The following is a 19,826-nucleotide window of genomic DNA, read 5'->3' as shown; positions in this document are numbered from 1 at the left end:
CTCGCGATGGGGCCAGAACTTTCACCGGGAATTTCCAAGGGTCGACCCTCTCACGATCAAACGCGCCGAAAAATCCAGCGTCCGCATCGGACTGTCATCCCCCCGCAACCGCTTCAGCAAACACTCAAACGCACTCGCGCCAATCTCGGTCGTCGGCTGAGCGAGGGCAGTAATGCCACTGCCCACCAACGGATACCAATCCAGATCATCGAGGGCGATCAAGCCCACATCTTCAAACAGATTGCACTCAAGCTCACGCAACGCATGGGTGCCGGCCAGCGCCGCAATCCCGTTCGCGCAGAACAGCGCTTTCGGGCCAGGGCCGGGTGCTTCGAGAAAGGTCTTCAACTTCGCGGTGAGTGCGCTACCGGTTTCGATGATCGTCCCGTGGAGCGCCGGACGCTGTTCGATGTGTGCCTTGAAACTGGCAACCCGTTCGATCCGCGAACTGGTGCCGTCAAACGGCTCGGTCACCAACAGCACATCGCGATAGCCGCGCTCTTCAAGGTGCGCCAAGGCCATTTCCACGGCCGCCGGATTGTCCAGCCCAACCATGTCACTTTCGAGATGTTCGACCTTGCGATCCACCAATACGAGCGGCATCTCGCGGTGCAGTTCATGCAACTCGTCACGGTGATGGCCGAGGGTATTCACGATCAGGCCTTCGATGTTGTACGAGCGCAGCAGGGCCAAGTGTTGGCGTTCCTGCTCGTCATCGCGGTCGGTGTTGCACACCACCAGGCTGTAGCCGTGCTGACGGCAGGCGGTTTCCACCCCGTGCATCACGGCGATTGAATAAGGGTTGCGGATATCGGCCACCAGCATGCCGATCAGGCGGGTGCGCCCGCGTTTCAGGCCGCGAGCCATCTGATTTGGGCGATAGCCCAACTCGGCAATCGATTGCTCGATGCGCTGGGCGATGGCATCGGAAAGCAGGGCGCGGTCTTCGCCAATGAACCGCGAAACGCTGGCCTTGGACACCTTGGCGTGTTCGGCCACGTCGAGCATGGTCACGCGACTGCGTTGGGCGGCGGAGAAATCGTTCACGGTCTGAAACCTTCTTGTTGGATTTATAAGGCTGAAGCGCATGGCGCTGAAACCGGTTTCAGAAGACACCAGAAATGAATCTGCCGTCAAGGGTTCGATGAAACAACGTTCGAGAAAAACCGACAGATGGATGTCAGGCCAGCACACTCAACCACGCCGAACCCAACAGCAGCAGGCCCATACAGCGGTTGAAGCGTTGCATCGCGCGCGGTGAGCGCAACCAGCGGCTGGAGCCGGCGCCGAGCAACGCCCACACCCCGAGGCACGGCAGCGAAATCAGGAAAAACGCTAGCGACAAATACATCACATGCACAAACCGGTCTTCGCCCACCCCGGCAAACACACTGACCACCGCCAGCGCCATCATCCAGGTTTTCGGGTTGATCCATTGCAGGGTGGCGGCGCCGAGTAAACCGAGGCGCTGCTCGGTCTGCTCAGTGGCAATGGCTTCGGCGGGGGCACGAAAAATTTGCCAGGCCAGATAACTCAGCCATGCCACGCCGACCCACTGCATGAATGTTTGCAGCAGGGGCCATTCAGTCAGTGAAGACCCGGCACTTGTACCCACCAACAACACAAGAATTGCAGCACTGGCACAGGCACCAAGGATGATCGGAACGGCAGCGGTCAAACCGAATCGGGCACTGTTGCTCAGCACCAGAATGTTGGTCGGGCCGGGCGTAATCGAGGCCACAAAGGCAAACAGCAGGAAGGGCAGCAACGTCGGAAATGAAGACAGCATCGCAGGCAAACTCCGGTGAAGATCATTGAAGTCGATCTTCACAAGCCGGGCGTTTATCTGTCTGGAAGATTTGAGCAGCGCTTGCGGTACAGCGCCGGTGTCATGCCGTAGGCCCGCACGAACCAACGGCCCAGATGGCTCTGGTCGGCAAAACCCAACGTCATCGCCACGGTCGCCGGTTGTTCCCCACGGGCCAGCAGTCGACGCGCCGTGGCCAGGCGCAGTTGCACCAGGTACGCGTGGGGCGCCATGCCGTAAGCGGCCTTGAACGCACGGGTCAGGCGGAAGCGATCGACACCGGTGACGGCGGCCAATTGATCGAGACCGATGTCGTACTGCGCGTTGGCGTGCAGGTATTCCCGGGCCTTTTGCGCCACCAATGGCAGACGTGGATCTTCGTCGTAGCGCGAGCGCCAGTGCAGGTGACTGGTGAGGCGTTCGAGCAGGCCGTCGAGGGCCGTCTGGCGGACGATCTTCAGTTCACCACCGTGCAGGGTCTCGAACGCGAGGCTGGTGGCGTGGGCCAGACGCGAATCACTGGCCAGAGTATTGGCGAAACTCAACTCGCTGTTGTCCGGCGCGTTGTCGAACACCGCGCCCAGTTCACGCTGCAACCACTGCGGGTCGAGGTACAACATGCGATAGGTGAAGCCGTCGGCGGTCGGCGCCTCACCGTCGTGAATGTCACCCGGCTCCAGCAAAAACACCTTGCCCGGCGTGCTTTGATGTTTTGTCCGTCGGCAGTTGAATTGCTGAACACCTTGCTCAGTGACACCCACCAGATAGCTGTCATGCCAGTGCGGGTCGTAAGCATGGCCTTCGAAATGCGCGCGCAGGGTCTCGATGCCGGTGTCGGCGTCCTGGGCCAGATCAAGCCAGTTGTGAGAAGACATACGGCACCTGTGCGACGGATTTGCCGGCTCATTTAACGCCCGCGCGATGTGCATTGGCTAGAACGTTTGTGCAGGCCTCGAGGGTTTTGAGGTTTATACAACTGTCATTTCTGTCAGGTGTGGGTTGGCGCAAACCGGCGTAAAACAAAGGTCACTGACAAACTGAGAGTTTTCAGAAATGACTGACAATCCCGGTAAATTCGTCCAAAGCCCAATTGCTCGGATCTGCAGCCCTGGCAATGTCCGGGGACAGAGAACATCCCGTACTTCAGCGACCCTGACCTGGGACGAACCTTACGCTACGTGTCATTTGTGCCCCGATGCTGTGGGGTATGAAGTAAGCGGCGAAGGTTTTTCGACATTGAACCTCAGCCACCCTCCCTGCGAGATCACCGGACTGAATCCGGCCGTTGATCTGCATGTCGAAGTTCGGGCCAGGGCCGCTGGCGACAATGTGTCGGACGCCAGCTTTTACGTTATTCCAATGGATCAAACACCACCCTCGCGCCCCGAAAATCTGACCGTGCGGGACATTGGTTATTTTGACGCGACACTGACGTGGGACGCTTCAACCGACAATGTCGGCGTAGCGGGATACCGGGTGTTTTCACAGTCCGGCCTGATAGCCACGGTTGAGGAGACGCGTTATCACGTCAGCCTTCTGAACATCGACACCCCCTACACGTTCAAAATCCGCGCGGTGGATGCAGTGGGCAATTTGTCACCCGAAGCGCAAGTCGAATTCCGGACGCTCAGGGATGTCATCCCTCCTGAAAAACCGACGGGACTTGCAGCTATAAACGTCTCTTCTCAGGCCGCCATGCTGGTTTGGGCGTCGCCTGCAGATGACCTTCGGGTAACGCATAACGTCATCGTGCAGGATGGCCGGGATATCGCGACGATAGACAGGCCGGTCGAATCCAGCGTCGATGGTTATATGGCCAAAGGACTGACGCCGGGCAGGACTTATCGTTTTGCTGTGGTCGCACTGGATGCCGCAGGCAACCGATCCGCTGCGAGCAATCCTGTCATTGTGCAGACACCGGTGCTGGACCCACCGCAGGCGATTGAAGTCGTCAATATCAACAAACAGGGGTTCGAACTGAGATGGAGCCAGCCGCAGGACTCAATCGGTGTCAGCGGATATCGAACGCAAATCGACAACCACGCGGGCTCCACGCGGGAAGTCCACAGCCCGCTACGCAGAGTGCAGTTTATCGGCCTGCGAAGCGCGAGTACCTATTCAGTGGAAATTTGCGCCCATGACGTCTCTGACCGCTACTCGGCACCGGCGACGCTTGAGGTGACGACCTTGAGTTGAACATTCAATCAAGGGTGACGTTCAGTTGAACAGCCCTGCCGCGATATTGATGGAGAAACCCAATATCGCGGTGTTGAACAGGAACCCGATCAGCGACTGCGCCAACACAATCTTGCGCAGCTCCCGCGTGGCCACGCCGACATCCGAGGTTTGCACCGCCACGCCAATGGTGAAAGAAAAGTACAGGAAGTCCCAGTAATTGGGCGTCGTCATACCTTCGGCAAAGCGTAACGCCGGTTCCTTGCCTTCCCAGGTGTAGAACAGCCGTGCGTAGTGCACGCTGAAAATCACCCCGATCAACAGCCACGAACCGATCACTGTCAGTGCGGTAAAACCGTAATGCAGCAGTTTGCGAGTGGTTTCCAGGTCTTTGCTGCCGGCCAGTTCAACGGTGATGGTCGCCAGGCTCGCCAATGCCGCTATGCAAACCAGCATCAACACCAGCCCGGCGTTTTCGTCTTCAATCTCGGCGATGCGTTTCACGTCCGTAGCTTTGGCGCGCGCGGTGAGCCAGAGCATCAGCACCAGATAAGTCCAGACCCCGGCGTTCCAGCCGATGAGGATTTTATTGATGATCGAATCGGCCGGCGCCAGCACACCTGCCGCGATGCCGAGCAGGATGGCGGTGGACAGGCGTGGGTGAGTGTGGGTGAGAAAGGACATGGAGGCTCGATGCGCTGGGGCTTTGCTGACACCTTAGCCCAGCTGAGCACAATCCTGAAATCCGCGCGATCCCTGTAGGAGCGAGCCTGCTCGCGATAGCGGTGTATCAGCCGACATCTTTTTTGAATGTCAGCCCGTCATCGCTAGCAGGCTAGCTCCCACAGTGTTTGGTGTTTGGTCAGGTGTTTTTGTGAGGCTTGCTGACAAGCTTCATCACCACCACAAAAAACACCGGCACAAACACCACCGCCAACGTCGCCGTAGTCATCCCGCCAATCACCCCCGTGCCGATGGCTTGCTGGCTCGCCGAGCTGGCGCCCGTGGCGATCGCCAAGGGCACTACACCGAGGATGAACGCCAGCGAGGTCATGACAATCGGCCGCAAGCGCAGGCGTGCGGCTTGCAGGGTGGCGTCGATCAGGTCGTGGCCTTCGTCGTACAGGCTCTTGGCGAATTCGATGATCAGGATCGCGTTCTTCGCCGACAGGCCGATGATGGTGATCAGCCCGACCTTGAAGAACACATCGTTGGGCATGCCGCGCAACGTGACTGCCAGCACCGCACCGAGTACACCCAACGGCACCACCAGCAGCACCGAGGTCGGGATCGACCAACTCTCGTACAACGCCGCCAGACACAGGAACACGATCAGCAACGACAAGCCGAGCAGGATCGGCGCCTGACTGCCGGACAAACGTTCCTGCAAAGACAGGCCAGTCCATTCCTGGCCTAATCCCGCCGGCCCCAACGCCACCAATCGTTCGATTTCTGCCATGGCTTCGCCGGTGCTATGGCCGGGTGTCGGTTCGCCGGAAATACTGATCGCCGGGTAGCCGTTGTAGCGGGTCAGTTGCGCCGGGCCTTGAATCCATTTGGCCTGGACGAACGCCGACAGCGGCACCATTTTTCCGTTGTTGTTGCGTACGTGCATTTTCAGCAGGTCTTCAACCTGACTGCGCTGATCGCCCTCAGCCTGCACCACGACCCGTTGCATCCGCCCCTGATTGGGGAAGTCGTTGATGTAGGCCGAACCTACGGCGGTGGACAGCACGCTGCCGATGTCGGCAAAGGACACGCCCAAGGCATTGGCCTGTTTGCGATCCACGATCAACTGCACCTGCGGCGCTTCGGCCAGCGCGCTTTCACGCACGTTCATCAGGATCGGACTCTTCTCGGCGGCCGCCAGCAACTCGGTGCGCGCCTGCATCAACGTGGCATGGCCGAGGCCGCCACGGTCCTGCAAGCGGAATTCGAAACCGCTGGACGTACCGAGGCCATCCACCGGTGGTGGCAGCACGGCGAAGGCCATGGCGTCCTTGATCTGGCTCAGGGCGATGTTGGCGCGGTCGGCAATCGAACTCGCCGAATCTTCGCTGCCACGCTGTGACCAGTCGGTTAGCGTGGAGAACGCCAGCGCCGCATTCTGCCCGCTGCCGGAGAAGCTGAAGCCGAGAATCACCACGCTGTCACCGACACCCGGTTCGCCGGCGTTGTGCGCCTCGAGCAACTCGGCCACTTGCACGGTACGGTTCTTGGTTGCGCCCGGCGGCAACTGAATGTCGGTGATGGTGTAGCCCTGATCTTCCGTCGGCAAAAACGAGGAGGGCAGGCGTGCGAAGCACAGCCCCAAGCCAACCAGCAGCACGCCGTAGATCAGCAGATAACGGCCAGTGCGCTTGAGCGCGTAGGCGACCCAGCCTTGATAACGGTCGGTCAATTGCTCGAAGCGACGGTTGAACCAGCCAAAGAAGCCGGTTTTTTCTTGATGCTGGCCCTTGGCAATCGGCTTGAGCAAGGTCGCGCACAGCGCCGGGGTCAAGGTCAGGGCGAGGAATGCAGAGAACAGGATCGAGGTGGCCATCGACAGCGAAAACTGTCGGTAAATCACTCCGACCGAACCCTGCATGAACGCCATCGGAATGAACACCGCCACCAACACCAGAGTGATGCCGATGATCGCCCCGGTGATCTGCTTCATCGCCTTGCGCGTGGCTTCTTTGGGCGACAGGCCTTCGGTGGCCATGATCCGCTCGACGTTCTCCACCACCACGATCGCGTCATCCACCAGGATACCGATGGCCAGCACCATGCCGAACATGGTCAGCACGTTGATCGAGAAACCCAGGGCCAACATGGTCGCGAAAGTGCCCATCAGCGCCACCGGCACCACCAGCGTCGGGATCAGCGTGTAGCGGATGTTTTGCAGGAACAAAAACATCACCGCAAACACCAGCAACATTGCCTCGCCGAGGGTGTAGACCACTTTGGTGATCGAGACTTTGACGAAGGGCGAGGTGTCGTACGGAATCTTGTATTCGACGTTCGCCGGGAAGTAGCGCGACAGTTCATCCATCTTCGCCCGCACCAGTGTCGCAGTGTTCAGCGCGTTGGCCCCCGGCGACAGTTGCACGCCGACGGCGGTCGACGGCTTGCCGTTCAGGCGCGTGGAAAACTGGTATTCCTGGCTGCCGATTTCGACCCTTGCGACATCGCCGATGCGCACGGTGGAACCGTCGGGGTTGGCCTTGAGCACGATGTCGGCGAACTCTTCAGGCGTCGACAACTGACCTTTCACCAGAATGGTCGCGGTGATTTCCTGGGTGGTGCGGCTCGGCAAGTCGCCGATGCTGCCGGCGGAAACCTGGGCGTTCTGCGCGACGATGGCGGCGTTGACATCGGCGGGCGTCAGGTTGAAACCGATCAGCTTCTGCGGGTCGATCCAGATGCGCATCGCCCGTTCAGCACCGTAAAGCTGCGCCTTGCCGACACCGTCCAGACGCTTGATTTCGTTCATCACGTTGCGCGCCAGATAATCGCTGAGCGCCACGTCGTCGAGCTTGCCGTCGCTGGAGGTGAGGGTGATCAAAAGCAGGAAACCGGCGGAGACTTTCTCCACCTGCAAGCCTTGTTGGTTCACCGCTTGCGGCAGGCGCGACTCGACGACTTTCAGGCGGTTTTGCACATCGACCTGAGCCATTTCCGGATCGGTGCCCGGCTGGAAAGTCGCCTTGATCGTGGCGCTGCCGAGGCTGCTTTGCGATTCGAAATACAGCAGGTGATCAGCGCCATTGAGTTCTTCCTCGATCAGGCTGACCACGCTCTCGTCCACGGTCTGCGCCGAAGCGCCGGGGTACACGGCGTAGATTTCGATTTGCGGCGGCGCGACGTCGGGGTACTGCGCCACCGGTAACTGCGGAATGGCCAGGGCACCGGCCAGCAGGATGAACAGCGCGACTACCCAGGCAAACACCGGGCGGTCGATAAAGAACTGCGGCATAAACAAGCGTCCTGCTTACTGGCCAGAAACCTGGGCAAGTGGAAGAGGGGAGTCGTCGATCTGCACTTTCTCGCCGGGCCGGGCGTGTTGCAGGCCTTCGGTGACGATGCGGTCGCCGGGCTTGAGGCCGTTGGTCACGACCCAGCGGTCGTTCTGTACCGGGCCCAGTTCGACCGGCTGCTGACTGATGCGCTGCTCGGCGTCGAGCAGCAGCACTTGCGCGATGCCAGCGCTGTCACGCTGGATCGCTCGCTGCGGCACGCTGATCCCTTGCTGATTGACCGCTTGCTCCAGGCGCACGCGCACGAAACTGCCGGGCAGCAAGTCGAGGTCCGGGTTGGGGAATTCGCTGCGCAGAATGATCTGGCCAGTGCCCGGATCGACGGTGATGTCGGTGAACAGCAGTTTGCCGGGCAACGGATAGAGGCTGCCGTCGTCCTGAATCAGCGTGGCTTTGGCCTGGCCTTGACCGACTTCTTTCAGCTGGCCGGAACGGAATGCCCGGCGCAGGTCGTTGAGTTCGCGGGTCGATTGGGTCAGGTCGGCGTGGATCGGGTTCAGTTGCTGGATCAGCGCCAGTGGCGTGGTCTCGTTCTGCCCGACCAATGCGCCTTCGGTGACCAGCGCACGACCGATGCGCCCGGAAATCGGCGCAGTGACGGTGGCGTAGCCGAGGTTGAGTTTCGCTCGTTCCACCGCAGCTTTGTTGGCGGCAACGTCGGCGGCAGTCTGGCGCACCATGGCCCGGGCGTTGTCGTAGTCCTGAGCACTGATTGCTTTGTCATCGATCAGTTGGGCGTAGCGCTGCTCTTGCAGTTTCGCCTGGAACGCATTGGCCTCGGCTTTGCGCAGCGCCGCTTCGGCGCTATCGAGGTCAGCCTTGAGCGGCGCCGGGTCGATGCGGAACAACACTTCGCCCTTCTTCACGTCAGTGCCTTCGCGGAAGGTGCGTTGCAGGACCACGCCAGCGACTCGGGCGCGCACCTCGGCGATGCGCGGCGCGGCAATGCGCCCGCTCAACTCGCTGCTGATCGACAGCGGTCGGGCTAGGATGGTTTCGACGCGAACGCTGGCTAGCGGCGGCTGTTCTTCGGCGATCGAGGACTTGTCGCACGCGCTGAGCGTCAACGCCAGTGCCAAAAGGCTGAGCCTGGCAAGCAGATTCTTTGACATGAATTACCCCAATAATGACCCCCAGCATCCTACTGGGCGTCGGCGAGGGTAGCGGTGAAGCTTTGTAGGTGCTGTGTGAAATTGTGTAAGGGTTTTGCTCAGGAGTACGCGTGGGCGTATATCCTTCTGTCCTTGAATCTTTTTGCGACTGTCAGGCCGCTATCGCTGGCAAGCCAGCTCCCACAGTGATTGAGGCTGCACACACAATTTGTGTTCACATCAGACCCTGTGGGAGCTGGCTTGCCAGCGATGAGGCCCTGACTGGCGCCACTGCACCTTCTGGAAACATGCATGCCCAACATCCTCCTGGTCGAAGACGACACCGCCCTCGCCGAACTGATCGCCAGCTATCTTGAGCGCAACGGCTATTCCGTCAGCGTCATAGGTCGCGGTGACCATGTGCGGGAGCGGGCACGGCTCAATCCGCCGGACCTGGTGATCCTCGACCTGATGCTGCCCGGCCTTGATGGCCTGCAAGTCTGCCGCTTGCTGCGCGCCGATTCGGCGACGCTGCCGATCCTGATGCTCACTGCCCGCGACGACAGCCATGATCAAGTGCTCGGCCTGGAGATGGGCGCCGACGATTACGTCACCAAACCATGCGAGCCGCGCGTCTTGCTGGCGCGGGTACGCACCTTGCTGCGGCGCAGCAGCCTCAGCGAGCCGCAAACCGCCAACGACCGGATTCTGATGGGCAACCTCTGTATAGATCTGTCGGAGCGCACCGTGACCTGGCGCAGCCAACTGGTCGAGCTATCCAGTGGCGAATACAACCTGCTGGTGGTGCTCGCCCGGCATGCCGGTGAAGTGCTGAGCCGCGACCAGATCCTGCAACGCCTGCGCGGCATCGAGTTCAACGGCACCGACCGCTCGGTGGACGTGGCGATTTCCAAGCTGCGGCGCAAATTCGATGATCACGCGGGCGAGGCGCGCAAGATCAAGACCGTGTGGGGCAAGGGTTACCTGTTCAGCCGTTCCGAGTGGGAATGCTGAGCCGATGTTCAGAATTCTCTTTCGCCTGTACCTGGTGACCATCTTCTCGTTCAGCGCAGCGATTTACTTAGTGCCGGACCTGGTGATCAAGGTCTTCCACGAGCGCTTTATCACCTACAACCTCGATTATTCCCGGGGCCTGCAAACGCTCATCGTCAAGCAGTTCAAAGCCGTGCCCACCGAACAATGGCCGGCACTGGCGGCGGAGATGGACAAGGAATTTCATCCGCTGCACATCGTACTCAGCGGTAATGACGATGCCGATTTTTCCTTGGATGAACAGCAGCGTTTGCAGCGCGGCGAGAACGTGGTGCGCATCGGCGACTGGGGCTGGCGCACGTTGGCGGTGGCGCCGTTGAACGAGCAGACAGTGGTGCAAATGGTGGTGCCGCCGGACCCGATGGACGTCAGCCTGTTGTACTGGAGCATCAACGTGCTGATCGGCGCGACCATGCTCGCGTGCCTGTTGCTGTGGCTGCGTCCGCACTGGCGTGATCTGGAGCGCCTGAAAAGCGCGGCCGAACGCTTCGGCAAGGGCCACTTGAGCGAACGCACGCAGATCGCGCCGAGTTCCAACATCGGCAGCCTGGCCAACGTTTTCGACACCATGGCCGGCGATATCGAGAATCTGCTGAATCAGCAGCGGGATTTGCTGAACGCCGTCTCCCATGAACTGCGCACGCCGTTGACCCGCCTGGACTTCGGCCTGGCGTTGGCCCTGTCCGACGACTTGCCGGCCACCAGCCGCGAGCGTCTGCAAGGTTTGGTCGATCACATTCGCGAACTCGATGAACTGGTGCTGGAATTACTGTCCTACAGCCGCCTGCAAAACCCGGCGCGGGTGCCGGAACAGATCGAGGTGTCGCTGGACGAATTCATCGACAGCATTCTGGGCAGCGTCGATGACGAGCAATCGCCGGACATCGTCATCGACGTGCTGCTCCACGGCCAGCTCGAACGCTTCACCCTCGACCCACGGTTGACCGCTCGCGCCCTGCAAAACCTGCTGCGCAACGCCATGCGCTACTGCGAAAAACGCATTCAGATCGGTGTGCAGGTATGCCCCAAAGGCTGCGAAATCTGGGTCGACGATGACGGCATCGGCATTCCGGACGACGAGCGCGAGCGGATTTTCGAACCGTTCTATCGGCTGGATCGCAGTCGTGATCGGGCAACGGGCGGGTTTGGTCTGGGGCTGGCGATCAGTCGCCGCGCGCTGGAGGCGCAGGGTGGGACGTTGACGGTGCAAGCGTCGCCGTTGGGTGGCGCGCGCTTCCGACTGTGGCTGCCAACACCGGTCCAACACCTGTAGCAGAAGCCGAGCCAGCGAGGCTGCGTCCGGCTGCGCAGCAGTCGCTAGCCGCGTACGCAGGATTCGCGAGGACTGCGTCCTCGAACGCAGCCTCGCAGGCTCGGCAGCTGCTACGCGGTCAGGTGCTCAAGCGACTTCGTAATGCCTTGGCCATCCCTTCCAGATCCGTCATGGAGTTATGCCCGATCAACATCCACGCATGCTCCATGTCTGCCCAATAGACAATGTTCATTCCGCGCCGCCGTTCCTGGGCGAAATGCCGGGTGCCGCTGTCGGAACGGGTGATGCACAGGGCCATGGGGCCATGGACTGGGTCGAGGTAGCTGATCTGGGCGATGGGGACGCCGTCGTATTCAAGGATTTGCGCGCGCCGGAGTTCGGCACGTGGCAGGGTCAGTTGTGCGGGGGTAAGGTTCACGCCCAGCAGTGAATCGATCGTGCGCAGTTGGCTGCGCTGGGCTGCTTCGTCGCCGGGCAGGTGATCGAGGGTTTGCGGCACATAAAGCACCATATAGTCGGCCACCAATTGCCGCCAGTTTTCTTTCTCCTGGCTCGCTTGCCAACCGAGGAACAGACGATCCGACAGCACGCCGCCCATGACCAGTCCGGCAGCCGCCGCAAGGAACCAGCGACGACTGAGCGGCGGGCGGGCCGGCGAGGGCAGGGCGTCGAGCATGCCTTGCAGGCGATCCATCGGTGCTTGCCGACTCACTTCGTCGTAGGCGGCCTTGAACGGCAGGCTGCTGCGGTTCAGCCATTGCAGGCGCAGGCCGAGCATCGGGTCTTCGGCAATGGCGGCTTCGATGCGCTGGCGCTGTTCGGTGTCGAGCTGGTCATCGAGGTACGCCACCAGTTGCTCGTCCGAGAGTTTCGCGTTCATCGATGTTCTCCGCTGGAAGGATTCGGCACGGACTGCAACGGCGGGTGCTCGGCCAGTTTGCTCCGGGCGGCGGCCAGGCGACTCATCACGGTGCCGATGGGCACCTGCAGCACTTCGGCGACTTCGCGATAACTCATGCCTTCGACATAGGCCAGAAACACCGTTTCCCTTTGGGTTTCAGGCAGCGCATCGACGCGGCGGATGACTTGCGCCGCCATGACATGGGTTTGCGCTACGTACTCACCGTCGAACGACAACACTTCTTCACCCTCTATCGTGCCCTGCCCGTGACGCACCCGACGCGCTCGCACTTCGTTGAGCCAGATCGAATGCAGAATGCTCATCAGCCAATGGTCCATTCGCGTACCGGGCGCAAATTGCGCGGCCCGTTCCAGCGCCCGCACGCAGGTGGCCTGCACCAGGTCTTCCGCGACATGCCGTTGCCGGGACAGCAGCAGGCCGTAGCGCCACAAACGCGCCAAGTGCTGGCCCAGTTCTGTTCGTATAGCCTGATCGCTGGCGATAACGACCTCCGTCTGTTCGCGGTGTCAGGTTTTCGATGAATCGTTGATGGCTTCGGCCAGGTCCTGATACTCCTCGCAGGTAGTGTTGCCGCAAATCGATTTGATCTTTTGCAACTGTTCGTGGGCGAGATCCAGTTGACCCTTTATCACATAAGCCTCGCCAAGGTACTCGCGAACCTGCGCGTACTGCGGATCCAGTTTGACCGATTGCAGGTAATAACCGATGCCTTCGTCGGTGCGCCCCAGTTTACGCGTAGCGTAGCCGCGATAGTTCAAGGCTTTGGCGGTGTTGGGCTCGTTGAGCGTATCGAGCAGCGCCAGGGCTTCTTCGTAGCGACCGTCCTTGGCCAGTTGATAGGCGTAATCGGTGCGATCGGCGTCCGAGACCTGTTTGTTCGTCTGTTTGACGCATTTCTGCGCCTTGGTGTCGAACACCTGATCCCTGGGACACTGCGGCTTGGCGGGTGTGTCTTCCTCGCCGTTGGCCCATGCCTGCGAGCCGGACAGCACGACAGCAAGCATCAAGGGTGCCGTGAAAATCAAGAAGCGGTTGTTCATGGGTAAAGCTCCACGGATGTCAGGGTTGGGGCGTCGAACAGGCCGTAAAAGTTGAGTGCTGGTGACTGTCGAAACATGAACACCACAGCGTGAACAATTATTCATTTTTTTGTGACGTTCTCTGCAAGGAAAGCTCAATTTGACGGGTTATGCTCGTTGATACCCTTCATTGATCTGGAGTTCTGCCATGAAAGATCAGGTTCACCACACGGCGGCCGCCGGTTACAAGGTTGGCGCTGATACTTATGTGCGCGGGCGCCCGGATTATCCGCCGCAAATAACCGACTGGCTGACGGACACTCTCGGGCTGAACGCGGATAAAACGGTGATCGATCTTGGCGCCGGCACCGGCAAGTTCACTGGCCGACTGGTGGCGACCGGGGCGCAGGTGATCGCCGTGGAGCCGGTAGCCCAGATGCTGGAGAAACTGTCCGATGCCTATCCCGTCGTGTTGGCCGTGAAGGGTACGGCTGCGGACTTGCCGTTGCCGGATGCGTCGGTGGATGTGGTGGTCTGCGCCCAGGCGTTCCACTGGTTTGCCAGTAAGGAGGCGCTCGACGAAATTGCCCGCGTACTCAAACCCGGCGGCAGATTGGGGCTGGTGTGGAACCTGCGTGACACCCGCGTCGGTTGGGTGCCGAAACTGGACGCGATCGTCAATGCGCTCGAGGGCGATACGCCGCGCTACTACATCGGAGCCTGGCGTCGGGTGTTTCCGCATCCGGCATTCGGGTCGTTGCAGGCGCAGCATTTCAGCCATGGGCATACCGGGTCGCCGGAGGACGTGATTTTCAATCGGGTGCGTTCAACCAGTTTCATTTCTGCGCTGCCGGAGGCCGAGCGTGCGAAGGTGGATGAGCAGATCAGGGCGATGATCGCAGGCGAGCCTGCGTTGCGCGGGCGCGATGTGGTGACGGTGCCTTATGAGACGGCGGTGTTTGTGGCGGTGAAGGGAAGGTAGATCTGCGATGAGGCCCGTCCGGACACCGACAATCAAAAGCAGTCCCGCATTTGGCCGAACCACTGCCTTACTGCCCGCCACCTTGCCTTGTTATAGTTCGGGCCTCTTTTTTGCCCGGTAAAGGATCACTAGCATGTCTCAATACACCGCGTTCAGCGTCGAACTGGTCGATAAAATCGCTCATGTGCAGATCAATCGCCCGGAAAAGATCAACTCGATGAACGCCGCGTTCTGGAGCGAGATCGTCGAGATTTTCCAATGGATCGACGACACCGACGAAGTGCGCGTGGTGGTGCTCAGCGGTGCCGGCAAGCATTTCTCCTCGGGCATCGACCTGATGATGCTGGCTGGCGTGGCCAACGAGATGGGCAAGGACGTCGGGCGCAACGCGCGCCTGCTGCGTCGCAAGATCCTGACCCTGCAAGCGTCGTTCAACGCCGTCGACAACTGCCGCAAACCGGTGCTCGCGGCCATTCAGGGTTATTGCCTGGGCGGTGCCATCGATCTGATCGCTGCTTGTGATATGCGTTACGCCGCCGAAGACGCGCAATTCTCGATCAAGGAAATCGACATCGGCATGGCCGCCGACGTCGGCACGCTGCAACGCTTGCCGCGGATCATCGGTGACGGCATGCTGCGTGAACTGGCTTACACTGGTCGCACCTTCGGCGCCGACGAAGCGCGTGGCATGGGCCTGGTCAATCGCGTCTACAGCGACACCGCCAGCCTGCTCGACGGCGTCATGGACATTGCCCGCGAGATTGCGGGCAAGTCGCCGATTGCCGTCACCGGCACCAAGGAGATGATCAGCTACATGCGTGATCACCGCATTGATGACGGCCTCGAATACGTCGCCACCTGGAACGCCGCCATGTTGCAATCCACTGACTTGCGCGTGGCCATGGCCGCCCATATGAGCAAACAGAAACCCGAATTTCTGGATTGATTGAAAAATGACTTCACGCTGGACCACTGCAGTACTGGACACTGACCAACCCGGCGGCTGGGCCGTGGCGCGTAGCCCGGAAGGCTTTTTGTTCGATGACAATGGCGCGCTGTTTCCGCGTGAGTGGCTCAAGCGCCAGGACCTGTCGATTCTCGCCGAACATGGCATCGGCCACCTCGACGGTGAGCCCGTGTACCTGCTGGAACTGCGCAGTCAAAGCGACGTGCCGGGCTGCAACTGGAAAGGCTTGCGGGCGTTCATGCTCGAAGGCGATCACACGCTGTACAAGGTCCTCGGTTACGCCGCGCAAATCGGCACCTGGGCCCGTGAACACCGTTTTTGCGGTAACTGCGGTCAGGCCATGACTCAGGTGCCGCGCGAACGGGCGATGTATTGCCAGCCGTGCGATATGCGAAGCTATCCGCGGATTTCACCGAGCATGATCGTGCTGGTGACCCGTGGCGATGAAGTGCTGCTGGCGCGCTCGCCGCGCTTCGTCACCGGGGTCTACAGCACCTTGGCGGGGTTCGCCGAACCGGGCGAGTCGGCCGAGGATTGTTTGATTCGTGAGGTGCGCGAAGAAGTACGGATCGAGGTCAAGAACATCCAGTACCTGGGCAGCCAATGCTGGCCGTTCCCGCATTCGATGATGCTTGGCTTCCATGCCGAATACGCGGGTGGCGAGATTGTCTGCCAGGAAGACGAGATCGAGGACGCCCAGTGGTTCAACGTACACGAGCTACCGCCGTTGCCAGCGTCTCGCTCGATTGCCCGTTACCTGATCGACGTCTACGTGGCCCGGCGTTTAGGCCACGCTGAACCAGTGTTGCCAGGCTAGCCGCACGGTCAGCCCCAGCACGACGGTGATGAACACCGGACGAATGAATTTCGCGCCGCCGCTGATGGCGGTGCGAGCACCGAAGAAAGCGCCGACCATCACCGACAGGCCCATGCACAGGCCGATGATCCAGTCCACTTGCCCGGAAAACACGAATACCGACAGCGCAGCGATGTTGCTGACGAAGTTCATGCTGCGTGCCACACCGCTGGCCTTGACCAAGTCGATGGGGTAGAGCAACAAGCTGCTGACGGTCCAGAACGCGCCAGTGCCGGGCCCGGCCACGCCATCGTAGAAACCCAGGCTGAAACCTTGGGTCGATTGCCACTTTTTCTTGATCGGTGCATCGCTGTCCAGCGGCGCTTTCGGCGTACCGCCAAACAGCAGGTAGAGACCACAACCAAACACGATCACCGGCAGCATCTTGTTCAGCCATTCCGCAGGCAGGTAGTGCGCAACCACCGCACCGGTGAGTGCGCCGATCAGCGTGCCGACAATGGCATGCGTCCATTGCTTGGGATGGAACAGCTTGCGTCGGTAGAAGGTGAAACTGGCCGTGGCCGAGCCGAAGGTCGAACTGAGCTTGTTGGTGCCCAGCACCAGATGCGGCGGCAGGCCGGCGGTGAGCAGGGCCGGGGTGGTCAACAGACCGCCACCGCCGGCAATGGCATCGATGAAACCGGCAATGAAAGCGACAATGGCCAGGATGGCCAGGGTAGTGAGGTCAACACTGAGTTCGAGAGGCATGGAATCGGCTTAATCGGCGGGTGCAGCAAAGGGCTGCGGGGAAGGGGCGCTATCTTACCCATATCCGACCTTTGCGGCGACCGATCCGACATGATCCTACGGGATCGGGTGAACTCTTAAATTTTGGACTGCGGCCCATTGCCGATCTGCCACACAAACGGCGGCTCCGTGCCGTTGATCGCCCAATCCCCAACAATCCGCGCCTTGTAGATCACCGGGTTGTGCGAGGACACGGTGCGCGCATTGCGCCAATGCCGGTCCAGCGCCTTGCCCTGGCGAATGTCCGAAGCGCCCAGCGCATTGAACAACTGCGTGGTCGCGCGCTGGATCAGCTCTGTGACCACTACTTGCGCTTTCGCCGATTCGATTTCAGCCGCCACGTTCGCCGCACGTTCCCCTGCTTCGTCGTCCGAGAAGCGCGCCACGTAAGCCTGCTGCGCCGGATGCGCAGCCCTCAAGGCACTGGCCTCGGCGGCATACACCCATGCGGCAATATCACCGACCACTTGTTGAACTTGAGCGTCGTCGCTGACTCGCTGGGCATTGCCATGGCTGTAGATGCGTTGGCGATCGCGCACGTGACGGGCGACATCGCGCAACGCTGCGCGGCCAATCCCGGCCAGGGTCGCCAGCAGCACCAATTGATAGAAGGCGGTCTGGTATTTGAAGCGCGTGGCGAAGTCGATGACGTTCTCGGCTTCAACTTCTGCGTCGACAAAGCGAGACGTGCCGCTGCCGGTGGTGCGTTGGCCGAACCCATCCCAATCATCGCTCTGCACGATCCCGGGCTGACGGGTACGCACCGCAGCAATTACGTCGCCGCCAGTGTCGCTGCGCTGGGCGTAGACATCGATCCAGTCGGAAAACAGGCTGCCGGTGCTGTAGAACTTCTCGCCGTTGAGCCGCCACTTATCACCATCAGGCGAGACTTTGGTGACCACCTCGCCGATGGCTACGTTGCCGATTTCGGTCCAGGCGCAGCCGACGATGTCACCGTCGACGAAGCGCTTGAACCAGACATCCCGTGCCGGGCCCGCTGGCGAATTCAGGCGATCCTCGGCAAAGGCAAAGTGGCCGCGCAACGCCTGGGGCACGTTAGAGTCGGCCTCGGCCAGTTCGATCAGCAGTTCAAACAGCTGCGGCACCGAAGCGCCGCCACCGCCATATTCAACCGGCACCCGCACGGCGCCAAACCCGGCTTCTTTCAGCCATTGGATCGGCTCATGCGGCAGCGTGCGCGACTGTTCACGCTCCACGGCTCCGGCGGCGATGCGCTGGAAAATCGGCCGGAATTGGCTCGCCAGTGTTTCGTAGTCAGTACCCACGGACAGCGGATTGATTACCTGGTGTTCGGTCATGGAACAGTTCCTTGAGTTGGCAGTGGATGCCAGGGGTGTTGCACGGTCCATGCCGAATGAATGGCGCCGGGATTTGCGGGGGGATTCGGGTTTCGAGGCGGTCCTAACTGTTGCTACATCAACAGCGCAACAGCAATTTGCCCCTGACACACCCGAATCATTGTGGGAGTGAGCCTGCTCGCGATAGCGGCAATCCAGTCGACAAATATGCTGAATGTTCCGCCGCTATCGCGAGCAGGCTCACTCCTACAGGGTTTCTTGCATGGCTAGAGTCAGTGGGGTCGCAAGCCCCGTTTCCGCACTGGCACGCTTGCTGCTCTAGCCCCGGGAACTCCCTAAAGTCCCGAGGACATGCCAATGAGTCAGCAAGCCGTCAAATTTGCCTACTGGGTGCCGAACGTCAGCGGTGGGCTGGTGGTCAGCAAGATCGAACAGCGAACCGATTGGGGCATCGACTACAACCGCAAACTGGCGCAACTGGCGGAAGCGGCCGGGTTCGAATACGCCCTGACGCAGATTCGTTTTACGGCGGGTTACGGCGCGGAATTCCAGCACGAGTCGGTGGCGTTCAGTCATGCGCTGCTGGCGGCGACGACGAACCTGAAAGTCATTGCCGCGATCCTGCCGGGCCCGTGGCAACCGGCGCTGGCAGCCAAGCAACTGGCGACCATCGATCAACTCACCAACGGCCGCATCGCCGTGAACATTGTCAGTGGATGGTTCAAGGGAGAATTCCAGGCCATCGGCGAACACTGGCTGGAGCACGACGAGCGCTATCGCCGTTCCGAGGAGTTCATCCGTTCGCTCAAAGGCATCTGGACCCAGGACAACTTCACCTTCCGCGGCGACTTCTACCGTTTCGACAATTACAGCCTCAAACCGAAACCATTGGGTCAGCCGGAAATCTTCCAGGGCGGCAGTTCCCGTGCGGCGCGGGACATGGCGGCGCGGGTGTCGGATTGGTATTTCACCAACGGCAATACCCCGGAAGGCATCAAGGCCCAGGTCGATGACATTCGCACCAAGGCTGCAGCGAACGGTCATTCAGTGAAGGTCGGCGTGAATGCGTTTGTGATCGCCCGTGATACCGAAGAGGAAGCACGTGCCGTGCTGGCGCAAATCATCGATCAGGCCGACCCGGAAGCGGTGAATGCCTTTGGCGATGCGGCAAAGCAGGCGGGCAGAGTGTCACCGGAAGGTGAGGGCAACTGGGCGAAATCGACCTTCGAGGATCTGGTGCAATACAACGACGGCTTCAAGACCAACCTGATCGGCACGCCGCAGCAAATCGCCGAGCGCATCGTGGCACTCAAAGCGGTGGGTGTGGACCTGGTGCTGGCGGGGTTCCTGCACTTTCAGGAGGAAGTGGAATATTTCGGCAAGCGGGTGTTGCCGTTGGTGCGCGAGTTAGAAGCTGAGACGCAGCTCAAACAAACCGCCGCAGTCGCCTGACCAAACCCGTACCCTGTAGATACCGTCTTGAACCTCACCGGGCAAGCGCAAGTTTCGGGTCGTAGGGCTGGCCCGACTTGAGTACGCCGTAAACGAAGTGCAGCAGCTTTCGCATCGCCGCACAAATGATCTGCTTGGGGG

General features: G+C 60.5%; 18 protein-coding genes and 1 pseudogene. 7 read left to right on the top strand and 12 right to left on the bottom strand.

Translation table 11 applies throughout. The features are described from left to right. Positions 1–21: 21 nt before the first annotated feature. The 3 genes from ACM110_RS06165 to ACM110_RS06155 form a co-directional block, all read right to left on the bottom strand. A complete protein-coding gene (locus ACM110_RS06165; protein WP_416127054.1) occupies positions 22–1,047 on the bottom strand; it encodes a LacI family DNA-binding transcriptional regulator in 1,026 nt (341 codons plus the stop codon). 133 nt (positions 1,048–1,180) lie between these two features. After that, entirely contained in the window at positions 1,181–1,789 is a 609-nt protein-coding gene (locus ACM110_RS06160; protein ID WP_416127053.1) for a LysE family translocator, read from the bottom strand. A 53-nt stretch (positions 1,790–1,842) separates the two neighbouring features. After that, on the bottom strand, positions 1,843–2,682 hold the full coding sequence (locus tag ACM110_RS06155) for an AraC family transcriptional regulator (RefSeq protein WP_416127052.1): 840 nt from the start codon (positions 2,680–2,682) through the stop codon (positions 1,843–1,845). A gap of 361 nt (positions 2,683–3,043) precedes the next feature. Here ACM110_RS06155 and ACM110_RS06150 point away from each other — a divergent pair, with 361 nt between their 5' ends. Then, a complete protein-coding gene (locus tag ACM110_RS06150; RefSeq protein WP_416127051.1) occupies positions 3,044–4,003 on the top strand; it encodes a fibronectin type III domain-containing protein in 960 nt (319 codons plus the stop codon). Between the two features lie 21 nt (positions 4,004–4,024). On the opposite strand, the gene ACM110_RS06145 is transcribed toward ACM110_RS06150, so the two are convergent. The 3 genes from ACM110_RS06145 to ACM110_RS06135 all read right to left on the bottom strand — a co-directional run bounded on the left by ACM110_RS06145 (position 4,025) and on the right by ACM110_RS06135 (position 9,116). Continuing rightward, positions 4,025–4,666, bottom strand: a complete 642-nt coding sequence (locus ACM110_RS06145) for a DUF1345 domain-containing protein (RefSeq protein WP_416127050.1) — start codon at positions 4,664–4,666, stop codon at positions 4,025–4,027. Between the two features lie 178 nt (positions 4,667–4,844). Further along, a complete protein-coding gene (locus ACM110_RS06140) occupies positions 4,845–7,943 on the bottom strand; it encodes a multidrug efflux RND transporter permease subunit (protein WP_416127049.1) in 3,099 nt (1,032 codons plus the stop codon). 15 nt (positions 7,944–7,958) lie between these two features. Further along, on the bottom strand, positions 7,959–9,116 hold the full coding sequence (locus ACM110_RS06135) for an efflux RND transporter periplasmic adaptor subunit (RefSeq protein WP_416127048.1): 1,158 nt from the start codon (positions 9,114–9,116) through the stop codon (positions 7,959–7,961). Between the two features lie 291 nt (positions 9,117–9,407). Here ACM110_RS06135 and ACM110_RS06130 point away from each other — a divergent pair, with 291 nt between their 5' ends. Both ACM110_RS06130 and ACM110_RS06125 read left to right on the top strand, forming a co-directional pair. Further along, positions 9,408–10,109, top strand: a complete 702-nt coding sequence (locus ACM110_RS06130) for a response regulator (RefSeq protein WP_416127047.1) — start codon at positions 9,408–9,410, stop codon at positions 10,107–10,109. 4 nt (positions 10,110–10,113) lie between these two features. After that, a complete protein-coding gene (locus tag ACM110_RS06125) occupies positions 10,114–11,421 on the top strand; it encodes an ATP-binding protein (protein ID WP_416127046.1) in 1,308 nt (435 codons plus the stop codon). Between the two features lie 118 nt (positions 11,422–11,539). Here ACM110_RS06125 and ACM110_RS06120 read toward each other — a convergent pair whose 3' ends face one another. The 3 genes from ACM110_RS06120 to ACM110_RS06110 form a co-directional block, all read right to left on the bottom strand. Beyond that, entirely contained in the window at positions 11,540–12,301 is a 762-nt protein-coding gene (locus ACM110_RS06120; RefSeq protein ID WP_416127045.1) for an anti-sigma factor family protein, read from the bottom strand. Continuing rightward, complete coding sequence (locus ACM110_RS06115; protein ID WP_416127044.1) at positions 12,298–12,783, bottom strand: RNA polymerase sigma factor; 486 nt, start codon at positions 12,781–12,783, stop codon at positions 12,298–12,300. The genes ACM110_RS06120 and ACM110_RS06115 overlap by 4 nt, the downstream gene beginning before the upstream one ends. Positions 12,784–12,849: 66 nt before the next feature. Continuing rightward, positions 12,850–13,383, bottom strand: a complete 534-nt coding sequence (locus tag ACM110_RS06110; protein WP_416127043.1) for a tetratricopeptide repeat protein — start codon at positions 13,381–13,383, stop codon at positions 12,850–12,852. A 187-nt stretch (positions 13,384–13,570) separates the two neighbouring features. On the opposite strand from ACM110_RS06110, the gene ACM110_RS06105 reads away from it, so the two are divergent. From ACM110_RS06105 to nudC, 3 genes are all read left to right on the top strand, one after another. Further along, complete coding sequence (locus ACM110_RS06105) at positions 13,571–14,344, top strand: methyltransferase domain-containing protein (RefSeq protein ID WP_416127042.1); 774 nt, start codon at positions 13,571–13,573, stop codon at positions 14,342–14,344. A gap of 133 nt (positions 14,345–14,477) precedes the next feature. Continuing rightward, a complete protein-coding gene (locus ACM110_RS06100) occupies positions 14,478–15,290 on the top strand; it encodes a crotonase/enoyl-CoA hydratase family protein (protein WP_416127041.1) in 813 nt (270 codons plus the stop codon). Between the two features lie 7 nt (positions 15,291–15,297). Beyond that, positions 15,298–16,128 (top strand): NAD(+) diphosphatase, encoded by an 831-nt coding sequence (gene nudC, locus ACM110_RS06095; RefSeq protein WP_416127040.1) that lies wholly within the window; start codon positions 15,298–15,300, stop codon positions 16,126–16,128. Here nudC and ACM110_RS06090 read toward each other — a convergent pair. Both ACM110_RS06090 and ACM110_RS06085 read right to left on the bottom strand, forming a co-directional pair. Next, positions 16,096–16,875: a TSUP family transporter gene (locus ACM110_RS06090; protein ID WP_416127039.1), complete on the bottom strand. Its 780-nt coding sequence runs from the start codon at positions 16,873–16,875 to the stop codon at positions 16,096–16,098. The two genes, nudC and ACM110_RS06090, sit on opposite strands and share 33 nt — an antisense overlap. A gap of 116 nt (positions 16,876–16,991) precedes the next feature. Continuing rightward, positions 16,992–18,233: an acyl-CoA dehydrogenase family protein gene (locus tag ACM110_RS06085; protein ID WP_416127038.1), complete on the bottom strand. Its 1,242-nt coding sequence runs from the start codon at positions 18,231–18,233 to the stop codon at positions 16,992–16,994. Between the two features lie 357 nt (positions 18,234–18,590). Between ACM110_RS06085 and sfnG the strand changes: the two genes are divergently transcribed. Further along, positions 18,591–19,685, top strand: coding sequence for a dimethylsulfone monooxygenase SfnG (gene sfnG / locus ACM110_RS06080; RefSeq protein WP_416127037.1), 1,095 nt, complete (start codon positions 18,591–18,593; stop codon positions 19,683–19,685). Between the two features lie 34 nt (positions 19,686–19,719). Here the strand turns inward: sfnG and ACM110_RS06075 are convergent. Beyond that, positions 19,720–19,826 (bottom strand): annotated as a pseudogene (locus tag ACM110_RS06075) (IS110 family transposase); the annotation flags it as partial.

The organism is Pseudomonas sp. NFX98 (assembly GCF_047784845.1).
Lineage (GTDB): Bacteria > Pseudomonadota > Gammaproteobacteria > Pseudomonadales > Pseudomonadaceae > Aquipseudomonas.
The sequence above is the reverse complement of the archived record's forward strand: the minus strand, read 5'-3'. Positions and strand labels throughout refer to the sequence as shown.